The 20,105-nt window shown below is 68.5% G+C and carries 20 protein-coding genes; 8 read left to right on the forward strand and 12 right to left on the reverse strand.

Features of this window, described 5'->3' with window-relative positions; genetic code table 11:
* The first annotated feature begins 106 nt into the window (after positions 1 to 106).
* Entirely contained in the window at positions 107 to 907 is an 801-nt protein-coding gene (fdhD, locus tag GVN21_RS13840) for a formate dehydrogenase accessory sulfurtransferase FdhD (protein ID WP_166575345.1), read from the forward strand.
* Positions 904 to 3,162, forward strand: a complete 2,259-nt coding sequence (locus GVN21_RS13845) for an FdhF/YdeP family oxidoreductase (protein ID WP_166575346.1) — start codon at positions 904 to 906, stop codon at positions 3,160 to 3,162. Before fdhD ends, GVN21_RS13845 begins: the two co-directional genes overlap by 4 nt.
* 141 nt (positions 3,163 to 3,303) lie before the next feature.
* On the opposite strand, the gene GVN21_RS13850 is transcribed toward GVN21_RS13845, so the two are convergent.
* A complete protein-coding gene (locus GVN21_RS13850) occupies positions 3,304 to 3,777 on the reverse strand; it encodes a hypothetical protein (protein ID WP_166575347.1) in 474 nt (157 codons plus the stop codon).
* Between the two features lie 56 nt (positions 3,778 to 3,833).
* Here GVN21_RS13850 and GVN21_RS13855 point away from each other — a divergent pair, with 56 nt between their 5' ends.
* From GVN21_RS13855 to vsr, 5 genes are all read left to right on the forward strand, one after another.
* A complete protein-coding gene (locus GVN21_RS13855; RefSeq protein ID WP_166575348.1) occupies positions 3,834 to 4,949 on the forward strand; it encodes a DNA cytosine methyltransferase in 1,116 nt (371 codons plus the stop codon).
* Positions 4,950 to 5,031: 82 nt separating this feature from the next.
* Positions 5,032 to 6,009 (forward strand): cysteine synthase A, encoded by a 978-nt coding sequence (gene cysK, locus GVN21_RS13860; RefSeq protein ID WP_166575349.1) that lies wholly within the window; start codon positions 5,032 to 5,034, stop codon positions 6,007 to 6,009.
* Complete coding sequence (locus tag GVN21_RS13865) at positions 6,009 to 6,413, forward strand: hypothetical protein (protein WP_166575350.1); 405 nt, start codon at positions 6,009 to 6,011, stop codon at positions 6,411 to 6,413. The genes cysK and GVN21_RS13865 overlap by 1 nt, the downstream gene beginning before the upstream one ends.
* Positions 6,410 to 6,823: a hypothetical protein gene (locus tag GVN21_RS13870; RefSeq protein ID WP_166575351.1), complete on the forward strand. Its 414-nt coding sequence runs from the start codon at positions 6,410 to 6,412 to the stop codon at positions 6,821 to 6,823. The genes GVN21_RS13865 and GVN21_RS13870 overlap by 4 nt, the downstream gene beginning before the upstream one ends.
* Complete coding sequence (vsr, locus tag GVN21_RS13875) at positions 6,820 to 7,224, forward strand: DNA mismatch endonuclease Vsr (RefSeq protein WP_166575352.1); 405 nt, start codon at positions 6,820 to 6,822, stop codon at positions 7,222 to 7,224. Before GVN21_RS13870 ends, vsr begins: the two co-directional genes overlap by 4 nt.
* 57 nt (positions 7,225 to 7,281) lie before the next feature.
* Here vsr and GVN21_RS13880 read toward each other — a convergent pair whose 3' ends face one another.
* The 11 genes from GVN21_RS13880 to coaBC form a co-directional block, all read right to left on the reverse strand.
* On the reverse strand, positions 7,282 to 8,964 hold the full coding sequence (locus tag GVN21_RS13880; RefSeq protein ID WP_346764265.1) for an ATP-binding protein: 1,683 nt from the start codon (positions 8,962 to 8,964) through the stop codon (positions 7,282 to 7,284).
* A gap of 121 nt (positions 8,965 to 9,085) precedes the next feature.
* The gene (locus GVN21_RS13885; protein WP_166575354.1) at positions 9,086 to 9,598 is read right to left on the reverse strand and encodes an OsmC family protein; all 513 of its coding nucleotides are present in this window, start codon (positions 9,596 to 9,598) and stop codon (positions 9,086 to 9,088) included.
* The gene (locus tag GVN21_RS13890) at positions 9,598 to 9,981 is read right to left on the reverse strand and encodes a VOC family protein (protein WP_166575355.1); all 384 of its coding nucleotides are present in this window, start codon (positions 9,979 to 9,981) and stop codon (positions 9,598 to 9,600) included. Before GVN21_RS13890 ends, GVN21_RS13885 begins: the two co-directional genes overlap by 1 nt.
* Positions 9,982 to 10,074: 93 nt before the next feature.
* Entirely contained in the window at positions 10,075 to 11,241 is a 1,167-nt protein-coding gene (locus tag GVN21_RS13895) for an acyl-CoA dehydrogenase family protein (protein WP_166575356.1), read from the reverse strand.
* Positions 11,242 to 11,243: 2 nt separating this feature from the next.
* Positions 11,244 to 13,034, reverse strand: coding sequence for an acyl-CoA dehydrogenase C-terminal domain-containing protein (locus GVN21_RS13900; RefSeq protein WP_166575357.1), 1,791 nt, complete (start codon positions 13,032 to 13,034; stop codon positions 11,244 to 11,246).
* A gap of 89 nt (positions 13,035 to 13,123) precedes the next feature.
* The gene (locus GVN21_RS13905; RefSeq protein ID WP_166575358.1) at positions 13,124 to 13,606 is read right to left on the reverse strand and encodes a MerR family DNA-binding transcriptional regulator; all 483 of its coding nucleotides are present in this window, start codon (positions 13,604 to 13,606) and stop codon (positions 13,124 to 13,126) included.
* Between the two features lie 162 nt (positions 13,607 to 13,768).
* Positions 13,769 to 14,356 (reverse strand): SH3 domain-containing protein, encoded by a 588-nt coding sequence (locus GVN21_RS13910; protein ID WP_240902941.1) that lies wholly within the window; start codon positions 14,354 to 14,356, stop codon positions 13,769 to 13,771.
* A gap of 110 nt (positions 14,357 to 14,466) precedes the next feature.
* A complete protein-coding gene (locus GVN21_RS13915) occupies positions 14,467 to 15,087 on the reverse strand; it encodes a hypothetical protein (RefSeq protein ID WP_166575359.1) in 621 nt (206 codons plus the stop codon).
* 78 nt (positions 15,088 to 15,165) lie between these two features.
* Positions 15,166 to 16,413: an acetyl-CoA hydrolase/transferase C-terminal domain-containing protein gene (locus tag GVN21_RS13920; protein ID WP_166575360.1), complete on the reverse strand. Its 1,248-nt coding sequence runs from the start codon at positions 16,411 to 16,413 to the stop codon at positions 15,166 to 15,168.
* A 239-nt stretch (positions 16,414 to 16,652) separates the two neighbouring features.
* On the reverse strand, positions 16,653 to 17,102 hold the full coding sequence (gene dut / locus GVN21_RS13925; RefSeq protein WP_166575361.1) for a dUTP diphosphatase: 450 nt from the start codon (positions 17,100 to 17,102) through the stop codon (positions 16,653 to 16,655).
* Complete coding sequence (coaBC, locus tag GVN21_RS13930) at positions 17,099 to 18,301, reverse strand: bifunctional phosphopantothenoylcysteine decarboxylase/phosphopantothenate--cysteine ligase CoaBC (protein WP_166575362.1); 1,203 nt, start codon at positions 18,299 to 18,301, stop codon at positions 17,099 to 17,101. The genes dut and coaBC overlap by 4 nt, the downstream gene beginning before the upstream one ends.
* Before the next feature lie 163 nt (positions 18,302 to 18,464).
* On the opposite strand from coaBC, the gene GVN21_RS13935 reads away from it, so the two are divergent.
* Positions 18,465 to 19,418: an IS1595 family transposase gene (locus tag GVN21_RS13935; RefSeq protein ID WP_166575363.1), complete on the forward strand. Its 954-nt coding sequence runs from the start codon at positions 18,465 to 18,467 to the stop codon at positions 19,416 to 19,418.
* Positions 19,419 to 20,105: the final 687 nt, after the last annotated feature.

Consider the following 20,105-nt stretch of genomic DNA (forward strand, 5'->3'; position numbering starts at 1 on the left):
GCCCCGCCTCCTGGTCCGTCGCTCACGCTCCGAACCGTCCTCCGCCCCCTCTCGGGAGCGGAGAGCGAAGGCTTGCCTCTGCCGGGTACAGGCGTAGCCTTGGCGAATGTCCCCGCTTCTCCCGACCGTCGAGACCCGCCCCGGACGCCAGTGGCGCACCGGCGGGGCCTCGGAGGCTATCGAACGCCCCCTCGCCGACGAGGCCCCGGTGGGTATCCTCTACGATGGCCGGCCGCACGCGGTGCTGATGGCCACGCCCGCCGACGTCGAGGATCTCGCCGTCGGCTTCACCCTGTCCGAGCGCATCGCCACCGCCGAGCAGATCGCCGGCGTCAGGGTCGAGACCCTGCCCGAGGGTATCCAGGTCGATGTCCGCCTGACCGCCTCCGCCCGCGCGTCCAGGGCCAAAGCCCGCGCCCGCACCCTGGAGGGACGGTCGTCCTGTGGCCTATGCGGGGTGCAGCGGCTGGCCGCCGCGGTGCGGCCGCTGGAGCCGGTGCGCAACATCGCCCCGGTCTCCCGCGCCGCCATCGCTGCCGCCCTCGACGCCCTGGAGGCGCAGCAGGACCTCGGCCGGCTGACCCGCGCCTGCCACGCCGCCGCCCTGGCCGATGCCACGGGGAGGGTGCTGCTGGTCCGCGAGGATGTCGGGCGGCACAATGCGCTGGACAAGGTGATCGGGGCCGCCGCCCGGGCCGGGGTCACCGCGCCGGTCTGCCTGGTGACCAGCCGGTGCAGCTACGAGATGGTCGAGAAGGCGGCCATCGCCGGGTTTCCGGTGTTGGTGGCCATCTCGGCGCCGACCGCCCTGGCCATCCGTAAGGCCGAGGAATCCAACCTGACCCTGATCGCCCTGGCGCGGGCCGATGGGTTCACGGTCTTCACCGGCGGGGAGCGGATCCAATGACCAAGGGTGTCAAACCCTACAAACCGCCGGCCGGCGGCTGGGGCGCGCTGAAGGCGGTCGCTGGGGCGCTGGCCGACCAGGAGACGGTGGCGGAGGGCGGCAAGGCGTTGCTGGCCGCCAACCAGCCGGACGGGTTCGACTGTCCGGGCTGCGCCTGGCCGGACCCCAAACACACTTCCAGCTTCGAATTCTGTGAAAACGGGGCCAAGGCGGTGGCCTGGGAGACCACCAGCAAACGGGCCACGCCCGAGGCGGTCGGCGCCCATACGGTCTCCGAGCTCTGGCAATGGACGGACCATGCGTTGGAGGATCTGGGCCGGCTGACCGAGCCGCTGCGCTACGATCCGGCATCCGACCGGTTTGTGCGGGCAAGCTGGGACGAGGCGACCACCGCCATCGGCCGCGTGATCGCCGCCTTCGATCCCAACCAGGTGGAGTTCTACGCCTCCGGCCGGGCGTCCAACGAGGCGGCCTTCCTGTTCCAGCTGTGGGGCCGGCGGTTCGGGACCAACAACTTCCCCGACTGCTCCAACATGTGCCACGAGCCGACCAGCGTCGGCCTGGCCGAACAGTTGGGGCTGGGCAAGGGCTCGGTCACCCTGGAGGATTTCGACCACGCCGACTGCATCCTCAGCTTCGGCCACAACCCCGGCACCAACCATCCCCGGATGATGGCCACCCTGCGCGACGCCGCCCGGCGGGGCGCGGCCATCCTGGTGTTCAACCCGATGAAGGAGCGGGCGCTGGAGACGTTCGCCAGCCCTCAGGACCCGGTCGAGATGGCCACCCTGAGCGGGACCGACATCGCCAGCCGCTATTACCAGCTGAAGGTCGGCGGCGACGTCGCGGTGCTGACCGGGCTGATGAAGCTGTTGATCGAACGGGATGCTCTCGACCACGCGTTCATCACCCAGCACACCGCCGGCCTGGAGGCGTTGAAGGCCGCCGTCACGGCGGCCGACTGGGACTGGATCGAGGCGCGCGGGGGCCTGACCCGCGCCGAGATCGAGGAGGCCGCCGACATCTATCAGCGGTCGAAGGCGGTGATCCTCTGCTACGGCATGGGGCTGACCCAGCATCGCTCGGCCTCCAGCCTGGTGCAGCAGCTGGTCAATCTGTTGCTGCTCGGCGGCCATATCGGGCGGCCGGGGGCGGGCATCTGTCCCCTGCGCGGCCATTCCAACGTCCAGGGCGCCCGGACGGTCGGGGTCTCGGAGAAGCCCTCGCCGGCCCTGCTCGCCAGTCTAACCAAGGTGTTCGGTTTTTCCCCGCCGACCGCCCACGGCCACACGGTGCCCGAGGCCATCGAGGCCATGCTGGCCGGGGAGGCCAAGGCGCTGGTCTGTCTGGGCGGCAACTTCGCCGTCGCCGCGCCGGACCCGGCCCAGACCTATCCGGCGGTCAAGGGCCTGGACCTGACGGTCAACATCGCCACCAAGCTCAACCGCACCCATCTGTTGGCCGGCAAGGCGGCCTGGATCCTGCCCTGCCTGGGCCGCACCGAGATCGACGTCCAGGCCACGGGCCGCCAGTCGGTGACCGTCGAGGACAGCATGTCGATGGTCCACGCCAGCCGGGGCATGAAGCCGCCGGCGTCCGAGCACCTGCGGTCCGAGCCCTGGATCGTCGCCGAACTGGCCCTGGCCAGCCTGGGCGAGGGCAGCGGCATCGACTGGCGAGGGCTGGCCGGGGACTATGACCGGGTACGCGAGATGATCGAGCAGGTCTTCCCCGACCAGTTCGAGGACTACAACGCCCGCATCCGCACCCCCGGCGGCTTCCGTCTGCCCGTGCCGACGGGCGAGCGGGTGTGGACCACCACCTCCGGCCGCGCCGCCTTCATCCCCTATGCCCCCGACGAGGCGGGCAAGGACGACCCGACGCGCGGGAAAGCGGACGTCCTGCTGCTGACCACCCTCCGCAGTCACGATCAGTATAACACCACCATCTACGGGCTGAACGATCGCTATCGAGGCGTGAAGGGCCGCCGGGACGTGGTGTTCGCCAACTCGGCCGACCTGGCGGCGCGGGGGATCGCTGACGGGGATGTCATAGACCTGGAAGGGGTGAGCGACGACAGCATCGAGCGGGTGCTGCGCGGCTTCACGGCGGTGGCCCGCGACCTGCCGAGGGGGTGCCTGGCGGCCTACTATCCGGAGGCCAATCCTTTGGTGGATCTGTCGGACCGCGACAAGCGCAGCGGGACGCCGGCCTATAAGTCGATCCCGGTGCGAATGCACAGATCAGCCCGTTAAACGGCCGTGATCCCGGCCGCAGGGCGAAGGCCGGAGAGCCGGGACCCAGGGCCACAGGCGCAGGCGGCTGGAACAGCGAGATCACGCCCTCCTGGGTCCCGGCTCTCCAGCCCTTCGGGCCTCCGGCCGGGATGACGCAGATTATTGCGGCTTAAATTTCGCCCAGTCCTCGGCCGAGATGCCGCAGCCCTTCAGCTCCAGGTCGCCGACCTTGACCACCGCCTCGTAGGGATAGACCCGGTCGCTCATCCCGTCGGAACAGGTCTTGGCGGTGACCGTGGCGGTCAGGGCGGGGGTGGTCCAGGTCGCCTTGCCGCTGCTGGCCGCCAGGGATGCGTTGGCGCCGGTGACCGCCGGTTCCGGATCAGGCCGGGTCAGCACCAGGGTCGTTCCCTTCACGTCCACCCGCCAGAAGGGCTCGGTCCCCGACAGCACGAAGTCCTGGCGGAAGGGGGCGGCCGGGTCAGTGGGCGCGACCACCTGTGGTTGGCCGGGGGCCTGGGCGGGCGGCGGAGCGTCGGCGGGCGGCACGGCTTCGCCGCCGCCGGGCGCTTCGGGCGCGCAGGCGGCCAAGGCCAAGGCGGCGATCAGGGCGGGCGGGACGAAGCGGCGCATGGCGGTTTCCTGTTCGGGCTTTGCGCCCGCGCGACGCAGGTTAGACTCAAAGTCCGATGAGTCGAAACGGCCTCACCTTCTACGAGTTCTTCGCCGGCGGCGGCATGGCGCGCCTGGGCCTGGGCGCGGGCTGGGCCTGCGCCTTCGCCAACGACTTCGACCGGGTCAAAGCCGCAGCCTATCGCGCCAACTTCGCCGACGCCGTACATCACCTGCGCCAGGGCGATGTCTGGGGCCTGACGCCTGAGACGCTGCCGGGCCGGGCCGACCTCGCCTGGGCCTCCAGCCCCTGCCAGGACTTCAGCCTGGCGGGCGCGCGGGCCGGCCTGGGTGGCGGACGGTCGAGCGCCTTTTTCGGCTTCTGGTCGCTGATGCGGGCGCTGAACGCCGAGGGCCGGGCGCCCCGCACCGTGGTGGTGGAGAATGTGGTCGGCCTGCTGACCTCGCACGGCGGTGCGGACTTCACCGCCCTGGCCCAGGCGCTGGCGGACGAAGGCTACCGGTTCGGAGCGCTGGAGATCGACGCCGCGGCCTTCACCCCCCAGTCGCGGCCCCGGGTGTTCATTGTCGCCACCCGCGAGCCGCCGCCGGCCGTCCTGATCGGGACGGGACCGTTCCAGACCCCCGCCGTGCTGGCCGCTCGCGACCGCCTGCCGGCCGGGTTGCGCAGCCATTGGATCGACTGGCGACTGCCGCCGCCACCGGCCCGAAACACCGCCCTCGCCGACCTGCTGGAGCCTGATGACGCGGTGGCCTGGCGCAGCGAGGCCCAGACCGGCGCCCTGCTGGCCCAGATGGCGCCGCTGCACCGCCGCCGGCTGGACGCCGCCGGGCCGGGGCGGTGCGTGGCCGCCGTGTTTCGCCGCACCCGCGCCGGCGTCCCCCGCGCCGAGATACGGCTGGACGGGGCGGCGGGCTGTCTGCGGACCCCGCGTGGGGGCTCCTCGCGCCAGATGCTGATCGTCGCCGAGGGCGGGCAGATCCGCTCCCGCCTGCTGACCGGACGGGAGGGGGCCCGGCTGATGGGCCTGGCCGACGACTACATTCTGCCGCCCAGCCAGACCGGCGCGCTGCAGGTGGTCGGCGATGGGGTGGCCGTGCCGGTGGTGCGTTGGCTGGCCGAGCATCTGCTGGAGCCGCTGCTGGCCGGCAGCGCCCGCGCGGCGGCCTGATAAAATACGATCAAACCAGTCGGGATTGAGATTGCCGTCCGGGCGCCCTAGCTTTGTCCCATCCCCACCCCGCGAGACCGCGATGACCCAGTCCTTCGACGCCGCCCGCTACGCCCGCGCCGGGCGCGGCAAGATCTTTCCGTCCGTTCTCGACCTGATCGGCGACACCCCGATCGTCGCCCTGCCCCGCCTGTCGGCCGAGCTGAAGCCGCGCGGCGAGGTGGTCGCCAAGCTGGAGTTCTTCAACCCGATGGCCTCGGTCAAGGACCGCATCGGGGTATCGATGATCGAGCAGCTGGAGGCCGAGGGCGCCCTGACGCCGGGCGCGACCATCGTTGAGCCGACCAGCGGCAACACGGGCATCGCCCTGGCCTTCGTGGCGGCGGCCAAGGGCTACAAGCTCATCCTGGTGATGCCCGAGAGCATGTCGATCGAGCGGCGCAAGATGCTGGTGCTGCTGGGCGCCAAGCTGGAGCTGACGCCGGCCGAGAAGGGCATGCGCGGCGCCGTGGCCCGGGCCACCGAACTGCTGAACGAGATCCCCGGTTCGGTGATGCCCCAGCAGTTCGAGAACGCCGCCAACCCGCTGATCCACCGGGTCTCCACCGCCGAGGAGATCTGGAACGACACCGAGGGCCGGGTCGATGCGGTGGTCTCCGGCGTCGGCACCGGCGGCACCATCACCGGCGTCGGCCAGGTGCTGAAGGCCCGCAAGCCGTCGCTGCGGATGGTGGCGGTGGAGCCGGAGAACAGCGCCGTGCTGTCCGGCGGCCAGCCCGGGCCGCACAAGATCCAGGGCATCGGCGCCGGCTTCGTGCCCGGCATCCTCGACCGGGGGGTGATCGACGACATTGTCCAGGTCAGCAACGACGATAGCTTCGCCATGGCCCGCAAGGCCGCCGCCGTCGAGGGCCTGCCGGTCGGCATCTCCTCCGGCGCCGCGCTGACCGCCGCCTTCGAACTGGCCAGCCGGCCGGAGTACGAAGGCAAGCTGATCGTGACCATCATCCCCAGCTTCGCCGAGCGCTATCTGTCGACGGCGCTGTTCGACGGGCTGTGATGCGCAGGGGCTGGATCGTCCTGGCGACCTCGCTGGCGCTGTGGGCGACAGGCGCCGGCGGAGCCCTGGCCTGCCGTTTCGCGCCGCCCAAGAACCCTGCGGAGCATCTGGCGCGGGCGGATGTCGCCTTCGTGGGGCGGGTGATCGGCACTCGGCCGCTGCCGGGGCGCGAGGGTTGGATCGAAACCCGCTTCAACGTCGTGCGAACCCTGAAGGGCCGCCCCGCCAAGGTTCGGGTGGTCCAGCAGTACACCCCCACCACCTGCGACTATGTGAGGTACAGACCCGGTCAAACCACGCTGGTCCTGGCAATGGTCAACGAGGGTCGCCTGGGAACCTCCACCATGCTGGCGCCGCATTTCCCCCTGATCGAGTACGAGAAGGCGGCCCGAAGGTCCCGATGAAACGCGCACCGACCCTGCTGATCGGGGCCCTCGCCATGGTGGCCGTTTCCGCCTCCGCCGCCTGGGCCTGCAGCTGCGTGCGCTACAAGAGCGCCGCCGAGCAGTACGCCAAGGGGCAGCTGATCTTCATCGGTCGGGCGGACGGGCGTGAAGTCCTGAGCCGCGACGGCGGGCCGCCCCCGGCCGCTACGCGCTTTGTCGTCCAGCGGACCTTGAAGGGCGAGCCGCAGAAGATGCGCCGCATCGTCCATGGCGAGGCGACCGGCGGCATGTGCGGCATCCGCTTCCAGCGCGGCCGGACCTATCTGGTCATCGCCTATCGCAACGAAGGGCGGTGGCGCACCAACAGCTGCTCGGCGCCGCAGTTTCCGCGCGCCGAGTTCGAGCGGCTGGCTCAGCGGGGCCGGTGACCGACGTCTACAGCCCGGAGAAGCGCTCGGCCGTCATGCGCCGCGTAAAGGGCCGCGACACCACGCCCGAGCTGAAGGTCCGGCGTCAGTTGACGGCGCTGGGCGCCCGCTACCGGCTGCACCGCAAGGACCTGCCGGGCAAGCCGGACATCGTCATGGCCGGCCGGCGGCTGGCGATCTTCGTCCACGGCTGTTTCTGGCACGGCCACGACTGCGCGCGGGGGGCGCGGGTGCCCAAGGCGAACCGCGACTACTGGCTGGGGAAGGTGGGGCGCAACCGGGAGCGGGACGTCGTCAACCGGGCTGCGCTGGAGGCGGCCGACTGGCGGGTCGAGACGGTGTGGGAATGCGAGATGAAGGACGAGGCGGCGCTCACCGAGCGCCTGCGGGCGTTGCTCTAGATTCGTGCTGGTCGCGCGTTTGATCCGACTACCGGGTCCCGCTAATCGGAACGCGCTCTAAGCCGCCGCCCGTTCCGCGCCCTCGCCCAGGGCCGTCTCCAGCGCCGCGTAGAGCTGGCTCGGTTCAATCGGCTTGGCGACGTGGCCGTTCATGCCGGCGGCGAGGCAGGCTTCCCAGTCGCGGGCGGTGGCCGAGGCGGTTATCGCGATGACCGGGGTATGCTGGTTGGGGCCCTTCATGGCGCGCAGCTGGCGGGTGGCTTCGCGACCGTCCATGTCGGGCATGTAGACGTCCATCAGCACGACATCGAAGGGCTCCAGCGCCAGCCGCTCCAGAGCCTCTTCGGCGGAGGCGGCGGTGGCAGGGGCGATGCCCAGCGGGGCCAGGACCAGGGCGATGGCCTGGCGGTTGACCGCATGGTCGTCGACCACCATCACCCTCGCCTGGACGGCCTGGGGCGCCTGGGCCGTGGCGGGGGCTTCGGCGGCGGGCAGGACGAGGTTGAGGGTGAACACCGCGCCTTCGCCCGGCGCGCTGGCGACGCTGAGGTCGCCGCCCATCAGACGGGCCAGCTCGCGGCTGATCATCAGGCCCAGGCCGGTGCCGCCATGGGTGCGGGCGGTGTGGGCGCCCAGCTGCTCGAAGGGGGTAAACAGCCGCTCCAGCTGGTCGGGGCGCATGCCGGGGCCGGTGTCGGACACGGCGATGGTCACCGCGTGGTCGCCGGCCTCGGTCGTCCCACCGCCTAGGCGCAGGGTGACCGAACCTTCCTTGGTGAACTTCAGGGCGTTGGACAGCAGGTTGTTGATCACCTGGCGTATGCGGGTGGGGTCGCCGCTGACCCAGGCGGGCAGGTGGCGGGCGCCCTGGATCCGCATGTGCAGGCCCTTCGCCCGCGCCTGCGGCCGCCAGGCATGGACCGCGTCCAGCACCGCCTGGCGCAGGTTGAAGTCGACCGCCTCGACGCTCATCCGGCCGGCTTCCAGCTTGGACAGGTCGAGCATGTCGTCGAGCAGGACGGTCATCATCCGCCCGGCCTCGCCGATCAGCCGGCCCTGGGCGTGGCCGGCCCGTTCGGTCTCGGCGGCGCCGGCCAGGATGGCGCTGATCGGGGTGCGCAGCTCGTGGCTGATCATGGCCACATAGGCGCTCTTGGCCTCGGTGGCGGCGACCGCTTCAGCCCGGCGGTCCTCGGCCTCGGCGTGCGCTTCGTCCTGGGCGCGGCGGGCTTCCTCGGTGGTCAGCCAGGCGCCGATGATGTTCAGCATCACCAGCCCTACGGCGATCATCATCGTGGACAGCACCGGCCCCGGCGCGGTGGCCAGGTCCATCAGGGGCAGGGTCAGGAGGTAGAGGCCATAGGGGACGCAGGCGGCGGCGAAGGCGATGCGGCTGCCCCGGCAGATGGCGATCAGGTTGGTCATCGCGGTGGCCACGACGATCATCGCCAGGGCCGGGCCGTAGCGGTCCACCCCCTGCCAAAGGGCCGGGGCCAGGGCGCCGAAAGCGATGGACGAGGGCAGGAAGGAGATCAGGGCGACCTTGGCCGCCTGGAACGGTCCGTCGATCGGCCGGCGGGTCAGGGCCATGCCGGTCCAGTGGTCGATCAACTGGGTCGCCAGATAGGCGCCGGCCCACAGCCAGGCCCAGGTCCAGCCGAAGGTCAGCTGCAAGGCCAGCGCCACCCCGAAGGCGGTGAGGAGCCGCACGGGCATATGCTTGCGGCGAGTGGCGACCACGGTCGCCAACCCAAACCGGTCCGCGGCCCTGCTGGCCGACGTGGCTGTTTCCCCTGACATGGGGGGAGAGTGCGGCGCCGCGTCCTAACACTCAGTGAAAGAACGCGGGTCGCCGATATGGTTAATGACCCGAATCGGGGATTCGGGCCGAGCTTTCGGCCTGGGCAGGCAAGCTCGGAGGTTCAACGACGATCTCTGTCTTCACCGAGTTGGCGATGTAACAGACCTCGTGCGCCTCATGATGGAGGTGATCGAGCTCTTTCGGCGTGGGCTGGCGGCCCTCGAAGGCGATGGCCGGGCGCAGGGCGACGCGGGTCACCGCGATCTTCCCCTCGGCCGTCTTGCGCATCACGCCCTCGGCCTCGTCGCGATAGCTGAGCACCGAAAAGCCGGCCTTGGAGGCGATGTAGAGGAAGCTCAGCATGTGGCAGTTGGAGATGGCCGCCACAAACATCTCCTCCGGATCGACGGCGTCGGCCGCCGACCAGGGGGCCGGCACCACCTGTGGCGAGGCGGAGGCGGGGATGGTGATCCCGGCGTCGAAGGCGACAGTGTGCTTGCGGCTGTAGCGCCCGGCGATGAAGTCCTCGCCGGGCTGCAGGGCCCAGTCGACGGTGGCGGTGTAGCTGCCCATCAGGTGGTCTCCGGTGGGAAGGTTGCGGCTTCGATCTTGTTTCCGTCGAGGTCGCGGACGAAAGCGGCGTAGTAGCCGGTCATCGCTGCCTGGCGTGGGCCGGGTGGGCCATCGTCGCAGCCGCCATGGTCGAGGGCGGCTTGGTGGAAGGCCTGAACGCTGACCTGGTCGCGGGCGCGGAGGCAGATGTGGAGGCCGGTGTCGCCGGGCTCGGGCGTGCGGTTAGGGCGATGGTTCAGCCAGACCTCTGGATAACGCTTGCCGAAGCCGATGGTGGCTTCGCGCTCGACGAGACGGCGGTAGCCGAGTGGGGCGAGAACCGCCTCATAGAAGGCGGCGCTGGCGGCGAGGTCGCGGACCGAGAGGGAGAGGTGGTCGATCATGCTGACCAGCCCCGCGCGGTCGTGCGAGCGGACAAATGGGTCCTCGGGACAAGCCCGAGGATGACGCAAGGGGGTGGAGTGCGGGGCACGGCCCTACAGCGTCCTCGCGATCAGCACCTTCATGATCTCGTTCGTACCGCCGTAAATCCGCTGGACGCGGCTGTCGCGGTACATGCGGGCGATCGGGTATTCGGCCATGTAGCCGAAGCCGCCGAACAGCTGCAGGCAGCGGTCGATGATCTTGTTCTCCAGGTCGGTGACCCAGTACTTCGCCATCGAGGCGGTGGCGGCGTCGAGTTTGCCCTTCAGGTGCTTTTCGATGCAGTCGTTGACGAAGACGCGGGCGACGGTCGCCTCGGTCTTGCACTCGGCCAGCACGAACTGGGTGTTCTGGAAGTCGAGGATCGCCTTGCCGAAGGCCTTGCGGGTCTTGACGTAGTCGATGGTCAGTTCCAGCGCCCGCTCGATGGTCGCCATCCCCTGGACCGCGATGTTCAGCCGCTCCTGCGGCAGCTGACCCATCAGCTGGAAGAAGCCATGACCTTCGCCTTCACCTAGCAGATTGGCCGTGGGAACGCGGACGTCGTTGAAGAACAGCTCGGAGGTGTCGGCAGCCTCCTGGCCCAGCTTGTCCAGGTTGCGGCCGCGCTCGAAGCCCTCGGCCGTGTCCGTCTCGACCATGATCAGCGAGGTGCCGCGCGCGCCCTGAGTGGGGTCGGTCTTGGCCACCACACAGATCAGGTTGGCGGTCTGGCCGTTGGTGATGAAGGTCTTGGATCCGTTGATGACGTACTCGTTGCCGTCCAGCCGCGCGGTGGTCTTGATCCCCTGCAGGTCGGACCCGGCGCCGGGCTCGGTCATGGCGATGGCCGTCACCAGTTCGCCGTTGGCCATCCGCGGCAGCCAGCGCTGCTTCTGCTCCTCGGTGCCGTAGTGATAGATGTAGGGGGCGACGATGGAGTTGTGGAGCGAGAGCCCGAACCCGTCGACGCCCTTGAGGCCCAGCTGCTCCATCAGGATGACCTCATGGCGATAGTCGCCGCCCATGCCGCCGTATTCCTCTGGAATCGACAGGCAGGAGAGGCCCGCCTCGGCCGCCTCGTTCCACATCACGCGCTCGACCATGCCGTCCTCGCGCCATTTTGCGACGCGGGACTCCGGGGCGTGGTCCTCAAAGAACTTGGCCACGGCGTTCTCGAAGATGACGATGTCCTCGTCGGCCAGCGAGGGAGTGCGTTCGACTTGCAGGGCGGCGGGCATGATCAGAAGGCCTCGGCGGGGAGTTGCATCAGGGTGGCTGAGCCGGTCTTCAGCTTGGCCAGGTGGGAGGTCCCTTCCGGGATGATCCGCTCGACGAAATAGCGGCCGACCACCAGCTTGTTGGCGTAGAAGGGATCGGCGTCGCCGGCCTTGGCGCGGGCGATGCAGGCTTCCGCGATCTGGGCCCACATGAAGGCCAGCCCGGTGATGCCGAACAGGTGCATGTAGTCGGTCGAGGCGGCGCCGGCGTTGTCCGGATTGGCCAGGCCATTCTGCATCAGCCACATGGTGGCCTCCTGCAGCTGGGCCTTCACGCCCGCCAGGCCGTCGGTGAACGGCTTCATCTGCGCATCGGAGCCGTGGGCTTCGACATAGGCGTCGATCTCGGCGAAGAAGCTCATCACCGCTCGGCCGCCGTTGGCGGCCAGCTTGCGGCCGACCAGGTCCAACGCCTGCACCCCGTTGGTGCCCTCGTAGATCAGGGCGATGCGGCAGTCGCGCAGGTACTGGCTGGCCGGGAAGTGTTCGGTGAAGCCCGAGCCGCCGTGCACCTGCATGGCGTCGACGCAGACCTTGAAGCCCTTGTCGGTGAGGTAGCCTTTGAGGACCGGCGTCAGCAGGCCCATGTAGTCGTTGCCCTTCTGGCGCACCGCCTCGTCCGGGTGGCCGTGGGCGAGATCGCCCTGCAGGGCGGTCCAGAACAGGAAGGCGCGGCCGGCCTCGATGATGGCTTTCGAATCCAGCAGCATGCGGCGCACGTCGGGGTGGACGATGATCGGATCGGCGGGCCCATCGGCATTCTTCGGGCCCGTCAGCGAGCGGCCTTGCAGGCGGTCCTTGGCGAATTCGGCGGCGGCCTGGTAGGCGGCCTCGGCCTGGGCGACGCCCTGCAGGCCCACCCCGATGCGGGCCTCGTTCATCATCACGAACATGATGCGCAGGCCGGCGTTCTCTTCGCCGATCAGGTAGCCGACGGCGTCATCGTAGGCCATTACGCAGGTGGCGTTACCGTGGATGCCCATCTTCTCTTCGAGGCCGGCGCACTTGGCCCCCTCGTTGCGGGCGCCGACGCCGCCGTCGGCGGTGGGGAAGTATTTGGGCACGATGAACAGGCTGATGCCCTTCACCCCGGCCGGGGCGCCCTCGATACGGGCCAGCACCAGGTGGATGATGTTGTCGGCCATGTCGTGCTCGCCGGCCGAGATCCAGATCTTCTGGCCGGTGATCCGGTAGGTCCCGTCCGCCTGCGGGACCGCCTTGGTGCGCAGCAGGCCCAGATCCGTGCCGCAGTGGGGCTCGGTCAGGTTCATGGTGCCGGTCCATTCCCCGGTGACCATCTTGGGCAGGTAGGTCTGCTTCTGCTCGTCGGTGCCGCCGGTGTGGATGGCCGAATAGGCGCCATGGGCCAGGCCCGGATACATCGAGAACGCCATGTTGGCGCTGGACGACATCTCGCTGAAGCTGAGGTTGACCACGTGGGGCAGGCCCTGGCCGCCGTAGGTGGGGTCGGAGCCCAGGCCCGTCCAGCCGCCTTCGCACAGCTGCCTGTAGGCCTCCTTGAAGCCCGCCGGCGTGGTGACCGTGTTGTCCGGATGCCAGGTGCAGCCCTGCTTGTCGCCGACGCTGTTCAGCGGCGCCAGCACCTCGCCGGTGAACTTGCCGGCCTCCTCGATGATGGCCTTGACCACATCCAGCGAGGCGTCGGCGAAGGACGGCAGCTCTGCATACTGGTCGATCTTCAACACATCCTCGAGCAGGAAGACGTGGTCGCGCACCGGCGGTTGGTAGGCCATTTTCTGGTCCTTGTTTGGGATCTGGGAGCAGGACGCAAACGAGGGCCGCCCCTGTCGAGGCGGCCCTGTCTACGGGTATCGGAAGCTGGTTATTTGGCCAGGGCCAGGTCGGCGTGTCCGTCGAGCCTGGCCCGGAGCATCTGGTCGTAGTCGGCCGCCTTGGGCAGGAGGTCGGGACGCTTTTCGGAGAGGTGCTTCTCCAGGCGCTCGCAGGCCTGGTTCAGCTCCTGGATGGCCCCGTCGATGTCCTCGCGCTGGCGCTCCAGCACGACGATCTTCTCGCGGAATTTCTTCAGGCTGTGGGCGTTCTGGTGCGCCGCCTCGTCGCCCTCGTCATAGAGCTCGAGGATCTCGCGGATCTCCTGGAGCGAAAGGCCGACGCGCTTGCCGCGCAGGATCAGGATCAGGCGGGCCCGGTCCTTGTAGCTATAGACCCGGTTCATCCCGTCGCGCGCGGGGGTGAGCAGGCCCTTGTCCTCATAGAAGCGCAGGGCGCGCGGGGTGGCTTTGAACTCAGTGCAGAGCTGACGGATGGTGAAGGTCCGCTCGGGACGACGCAATTCCAGTGCCATGCGATGTTCTCCCTGTGAGGGTCTTTTTTAGCCCCTTCGAGGAGGACGTTACGTCCCGCTTACGTCAACGTCAAGGCATAAGCTGGCGGTGTTTCCGGAGCGAAAAACGCGAAAGGGCCGGCCCCTTTCGAGGTCGGCCCAATCACAGTTCAGGTCCGCGGCTTACCAGCTGGCGTTGCTGTAGCCGGTGGGCCGGACGTAGGCGGACGAGACGTAGCCGACGCCGACGCCGTTCTGGCCGACCAGGACCCATTCGCCGCGCTTGGCATAGGCCATGGCGGTGAAGGTCTCACCCCGGCGCAGCTGGCCCGCCTTGGAGGCCGAGGTGGTCGGCCCGGCGCGCAGGTTCACCGTGCTGGTGGCGATGAACCGGCCGCCGCCCCGCTGGAAGTTGGCGGGCTGGACATAGTTCGCCAGGCGATAGCCGTTCGAAACATAGGTCCCGCGATTGGCCGCGTCGTTCTTCTGGACCTTGCAGCCGATGGCACCGCCGGCGGCGGCGCCCGCGCCGGCCCCGATCACGGCGCCGACGGCCGGCTCGTTATCGGTCAGCTTGGAGCCGAGCAGGCCGCCCAGAATCGCGCCGATAATGGCCCCGCCTTCCTGCTTGTTGCCGGAAGCCGAGCAGCCGAACGGGCCGTTGCTGGACTGGGCGGCGGCGGTCATCGGGGCCGCGGCGACGCCCAGGGCGGCCACGAGGGTCAGGGCCAGGCCGGTCTTCGCGATCTTGCTGTGCGCTTGCATGGTCATGTCTCCTCTTCAAAAGCGCGGGCCAGGGGCACATCCCCTGGCCGTCGAGGAGGGTTATGGCGCAGCGCGCCTGAACGACCCCGGACGGGCTCGTTATTTTCGGTTCAGGGTTATTGATCGTCCTCGTCATCCTCGGGCGGGACATAGACAAGACCGGCCTCATCGACCGCTTCGTCGAAGTCAGCGGCACAGGCCACCGCATCGTCCATCAGGGCCTCCTCGTCGGCCATGCCTTCCGTGCTCTCTTGCATGATGGCGGTGAAGCGGAGCATGGCCGGCTCCCTGGCGGCCGCCTCCAGCCGCTTGATTTGCGCCGGATCAAGCTCTGGCCTCTCGTCCGTCAGCAGCGTTGGGCCGACCGATGAGAACATCGCCTTGACCCCTGGGTCCTCGTAGAAGGTGACAACCGTCAGGAGTTCAGCTTCAGTCATCCCCGCCTTGTCGGCGCCGGCCACCGCCACACCCACATAATCGCGCTCCGCGAACATCTTTGCCACGCAGGCGCCGAAACCGTCCGCCACGGGTCCTACGACGGCTTCCTTCCCCGGGTTCTGCCGAAGAAGCTCCTGGCGCATCTCGGCCGACATCGTTTCGGCGAAAGGGACGATCTCGCTGATCTTCGGCAACGCCGCACGCAGCCGCTCGAGCAGCGCGGCGCGCTCGGCCGGGGCGGCCATTGCCAGGCTGGCCGTCATCAGGACGCCGCAGACGGCAAAGACAAAGATACGCATCGGACAACTCGAAAAGATCTGACCGACGTGCACGGCCCCCTGCCGTCCTTGTGGCGCGCATCCAGGCGGACGGCAAGCTCAGAGGGTGCGGCGCATCTCGTCCCAGGCGTTTGACAACGCGTTACGATGCGCCGGGCTGGCCACACCGATCAGGGCCTGGGCCCGTTCGTCCAGGGTCCGGCCGCGCAGATCAGCGACGCCGTGCTCGGTGACCACCACCCCGACGTCGGCGCGAGGCACGCTGACCGCGCCGGGCGACAGGCGGGGGACGATGCGGCTGATGCTGTCGCCCTTGGCCGAGGCCGGCAGCGCGATGATCGGCACGCCGCCGTCGGAAAGGCGGGCCCCCCGAAGGAAGTCGGTCAGTCCGCCGGCACCGGAGATCTGGCGGCCGTTCTGGAACTCGGCGTTGGCCTGGCCGAGCAGGTCGATCTCCAGCGCCGAGTTGACCGCCACCAGGCGCGGGATCTGGGCCAGGACCGCGATGTGGTGGGTATGGCCGCTATCGGCGAAGGTGATGCGCGGGTCGCTGAGGCGTTCGCGGAGCCGCGCTGTGCCGGCGGCAAGGCCGGTGACCACCTGGTCGACCACCTCCTCGTCGAGCAGCTCGACCAAGGGGTCGGTGACCATGCCCGAATGGATCTTCAGGCCCCGACGACCCCGCAGGCCCTTCAGCGCCGCCACCCCGGCCTTGCCGACCCCGAACTGCAGGCTGGCGCCTTCGGGGGTTAGATCAGCGATGTGGCCGCTGATGGTCTCGAAGGCCGGGTCGAGGTCGCCGGCGTCGTAGTCGAGGACGGGATGGTCGGTTTCGGTGACGAGATCGAAGGCGTCGAGAGGCCAGCTGGGGCCGTTCACCGTCGGCAGGCGCGGATTGATGATGGCCAGCTTGAAGACGTCGGCGCGGCCCAGAACGGCGGGAGCCAGGTCGCTGGCGACGCTGAGGGTCACCCGGCCATCGATGGGCGGGCTGACCTGGAAGACCGCGCCATCCAGCGGCGTCGCTCCAAGCCAGCGATAGGTCTGGAACCAGGTCAGAGGCCGCAGGGCATAGCGGCCGGCGTCTAGGCCGGGCCGCCAGTCGGCCGAGGCGAACGTCCCTTCCGCCGTGGCGGTCGGCGACAGGGCCGACCAGTCCGCACGGTTGATGCCGGGGATGGCGGCGCCGACGAAGCACATCCGTTCGGCCAGTCCGGGCGTAGCTGACAGCATCTCCCGCAGGACCAGGGGCTCTCCCGGTCCGAAGGGGATGAACAGTCGCCCGCCGGCGGATTTCACCCGAAGGGCGAGCTGTTCGACGGCTTGGTCAATCGGGAGGCGAATCATGTCACTATCCATTCATGCGGCGTCCGCAACCGTACGGTCGTCCGTGAGTTCTGCGTACGAACCCCGGCCTTCGTAGGACCCGCGCCGCCATGCAGACCGCAGATCATCCTTCCAGCCTGCTGAAGCCCATGCTGTGGGTCGCCGGCCTGTTCTTCTCCACGGGATTTCTCGGCTACCTGGCCTTCGGCCTCAACAGCCTGCCGGGCTAGAGACCTGTCGCGGGGTCAGCCAAGGGCTGATCAGCCCGCGCCCGTCGACCCGAAGCCGCCGGTTCCGCGCGCCGTTTCCTCCAGCGATTCCACCGGCCGCCAGGTCGCCTGCACGACGGGCGCAATCACCATCTGGGCGATGCGGTCGCCCCGGCGGATGACGAAGGCGTCTTCGCCCAGGTTGATCAGGATCACCTTCACCTCGCCGCGATAGTCGGCGTCGATGGTCCCCGGCGTGTTGAGGCAGGTGACGCCCGCCTTGGCCGCAAGCCCCGAGCGCGGCCGCACCTGGGCCTCGAAGCCCGGCGGCAGGGCGAAGGTCAGGCCCGTCGGCACCATGGCGCGGGCCATGGGGGCCAGGGTCAGGTCCTCATCCACCGCCGCCCGCAGGTCCATGCCGGCGGCCAGCGCCGTCTCATAGGTCGGCAGGGGCAGGCCCGCCGCGTGGGGCAGCTGTACGACGTCGATTTCAGGTGTCACGCCAGATCCTTCGCCACACGGTCTGCGATCTTCATCGCCACCTCGTCCTTGCCCGCCCGGTCCCAGCGCTCGACGCCGGCCCTGGAGACGATCATCACCGCATTTTCTGTTCCGCCCATGACGCCGGGCTGAGTGACATCATTGGCCACGATCCAGTCGCAGCCCTTGCGGGTCAGCTTGGCCAGGGCGTGTTTTTCGACATCGTTGGTCTCGGCCGCGAAGCCGACCACCAGTGTCGGTCGCTGCGGCGTGTGGGCGGCCAGGGTCGCGAGAATGTCGGGGTTCTCGACCAGGGTGATGGCGGGCGGGCCGTCCTTGCCCTTCTTCAGCTTGATGCCGAAGGCCTCGTCGGGGCGCCAGTCGGCCACCGCCGCGACGCAGATCGCCGCATCGGCCGGCAGGGCCGACTGACAGGCGGCCAGCATGTCGCGGGCGCTCTCGACATCGACGCGGGTGACGCCGGCCGGGGTCGGCTGGCTGACCGGCCCGGCCACCAGGGTGACCCGCGCGCCCAGCCGGGCCAGGGCGCCGGCGATCTCGAAGCCCTGCTTGCCGCTGGAGCGGTTGGTCAGCACCCGCACCGGGTCCAGAGCCTCGGCCGTCGGGCCGGCGGTGACCAGGACGTGCTTGCCGGTCAGGGGACGACTGATTTGGGGCCCGTCCGACAGCAGGGTCATGATGGCCTGGAAGATGACGTGCGGCTCCGCCATCCGGCCAAAGCCGAATTCGCCGCAGGCCATGGCCCCCTCGTCCGGCCCGACGAAGGACACCCCATCCGCCTTCAGGGTCGCCAGGTTCCGACGGGTGGCGGCATGCTCCCACATCCGGACGTTCATCGCCGGGGCCATCAGCACCGGCTTGTCGGTGGCCAGCAGGGTGGTGGAGGCCAGGTCTCCCGCCAGGCCATTGGCCGCCTTGGCCATCAGGTCGGCGGTGGCCGGGGCGACGACCACCAGGTCGGCGGAGCGGGAAAGCTCGATATGGCCCATCTCCGCCTCGTCGGTGAGGGAGAAGAGTTCCTGATAGACCTTGTCCTCGGCCAGGGCTGACAGGGACAACGGGGTGACGAACTGGGCGCCCGACGCGGTGAGGATCGGCCGCACGCCGACCCCCGCCTTGCGCAGCAGCCGGGTCAGCTCCAGCGCCTTGTAGGCGGCGATCCCGCCGCCCACGATCAGCAAAACCCGCCGTTCGGTCAAAGCCAGCTCCAACAATCCTCGGGCCTTCCTAACCAGTTTGCACGCGGCGCCAAACAGGACTCGACAATGTTCACGTTTTGATCTTATCGTTCATGGAGGCGATTATGCACTTTACATACCATCATTGATTTGATAGGGTTTTCTCACTGGAGAGAGCCTACCCATGTCCGCCCCCCTCACTGACCCCATCTTCCACGATGAAGACGCCGCCCGCGCCCACTTTGAGGCGCTTCGCTGGCCGAATGGGCGGGTTTGTCCGCATTGCGGCGTAGAGGGCAATTCCACTCTCATGCAGGGCAAGACTACTCGCCCCGGCCTCTACAAGTGCAAGGAGAAGGAGTGCCGCAAGCCCTTCTCCGCCACCATGGGGACCCTGTACGAGAAGTCCCATATCCCGCTGCACAAGTGGCTGCTGGCCACGCACCTGATGTGCTCCAGCAAGAAGGGTATCAGCGCTCACCAGCTGTTCCGGATGCTCGGGTTTGGCTCCTATCGGACGGCCTGGTTCATGGCTCACCGCATCCGCGAAGCTATGCGGGAAGGCGATCTTGGCCCGTTCGGAATGGGCGGCGCGACCGTGGAAGTTGACGAGACATTTCTTGGAACCGACCCGGACTATGTTCAGGAAGCCAAGCGCGGTTCAGTGCACGGGAAAATGAAAGTTCTGACCCTGGTGGAGCGCGAAACTGGCCGCGCCCGCTCCTTCGTCGTGGACAAGCTGACCATCAACGACATTGTGCCGGTGGTGGAAGCCAACCTCTCCCGTGAGGCCCGCCTGATGACCGACGAGAGCAAACTCTACGTCGAAATGGGCAAGGCCGTCCGCGACCACCAGAGCGTCAAGCACAACGAAGGCGAATACGTCCGCCGCAATCAACCGACCGTCCACACGAACACGATTGAAGGCTTCTTCTCGATTTTCAAACGCGGCATGCGCGGCGTCTATCAGCACAGCAGCAAGAAGCACTTGCACCGCTATCTGGCGGAGTTTGATTTCCGCTACAGCTACCGTGTCGCCCTTGGCGTGAATGACACCCAGCGCGCGGCTATCGCGGTGTCCAACGTCGTTGGCAAGCGCCTCACTTATCAAAGACCTCAAGTGCAAACGGCAAGCTAAACGGCCGGGATACCGGCTTAGCGCGCGGTGGCGAACCAAGGCTTAGGGTCAAGGCCTGGGCAAAGCTTTAGGCTTGACGGACTCGTCAACGCACCGGCAAATACGGCCAAGGAAAAGGGGCCGAGCCTTTCGACCCGACCCCTTCCCCACACCGAATGCCGCCACCGGACTTTTAGCGACTGCGAGCCGTACCGAGTTTGCCCCTCAGTACGGCCCTCCAAACCGACAACGAATCACCGGCGCCGTGGGTCAACCCTACGGCGCCGTTTTCGCGACCGTCTAGGGTTAACAACCTGCTACTAGCTGACTAACGCACAGTAGAAACTTAACTCTGTGGAGAAGTCCTCAAGGCTTTTTCCTGAGAAGCCTTTTCGCGCTTCCGCTTGGCTGTCTCGGCGAGAGTTTCGCGAGGCTTCGAAAGCATGATCCGGGTGACTTGGTCCCGCCGTCTAGCGGCCTCTTCTTCCGAGAAGATTTCGGGGTCATCGGGCGGTGTGGATTCCATTTTCATGGCCCCCATGCTAAGAGGCTTACGCCCCCGCCGCTAGGCGGGAGCGCAGAGGCCCGTTGTCATATTCTCATGTGCCACCTGCCTCCGGCGCCGCGCCAACGGAGCCGCCCTCTGGGGAATTAGAGCTGAAGGGACCCCCGGCCTCATGGTCGGGGGTTTCCGCTTTCGCGGAACCT

Origin of the sequence: Caulobacter sp. SLTY, from assembly GCF_009905535.1 — a bacterium.
Lineage (GTDB): Bacteria > Pseudomonadota > Alphaproteobacteria > Caulobacterales > Caulobacteraceae > Caulobacter.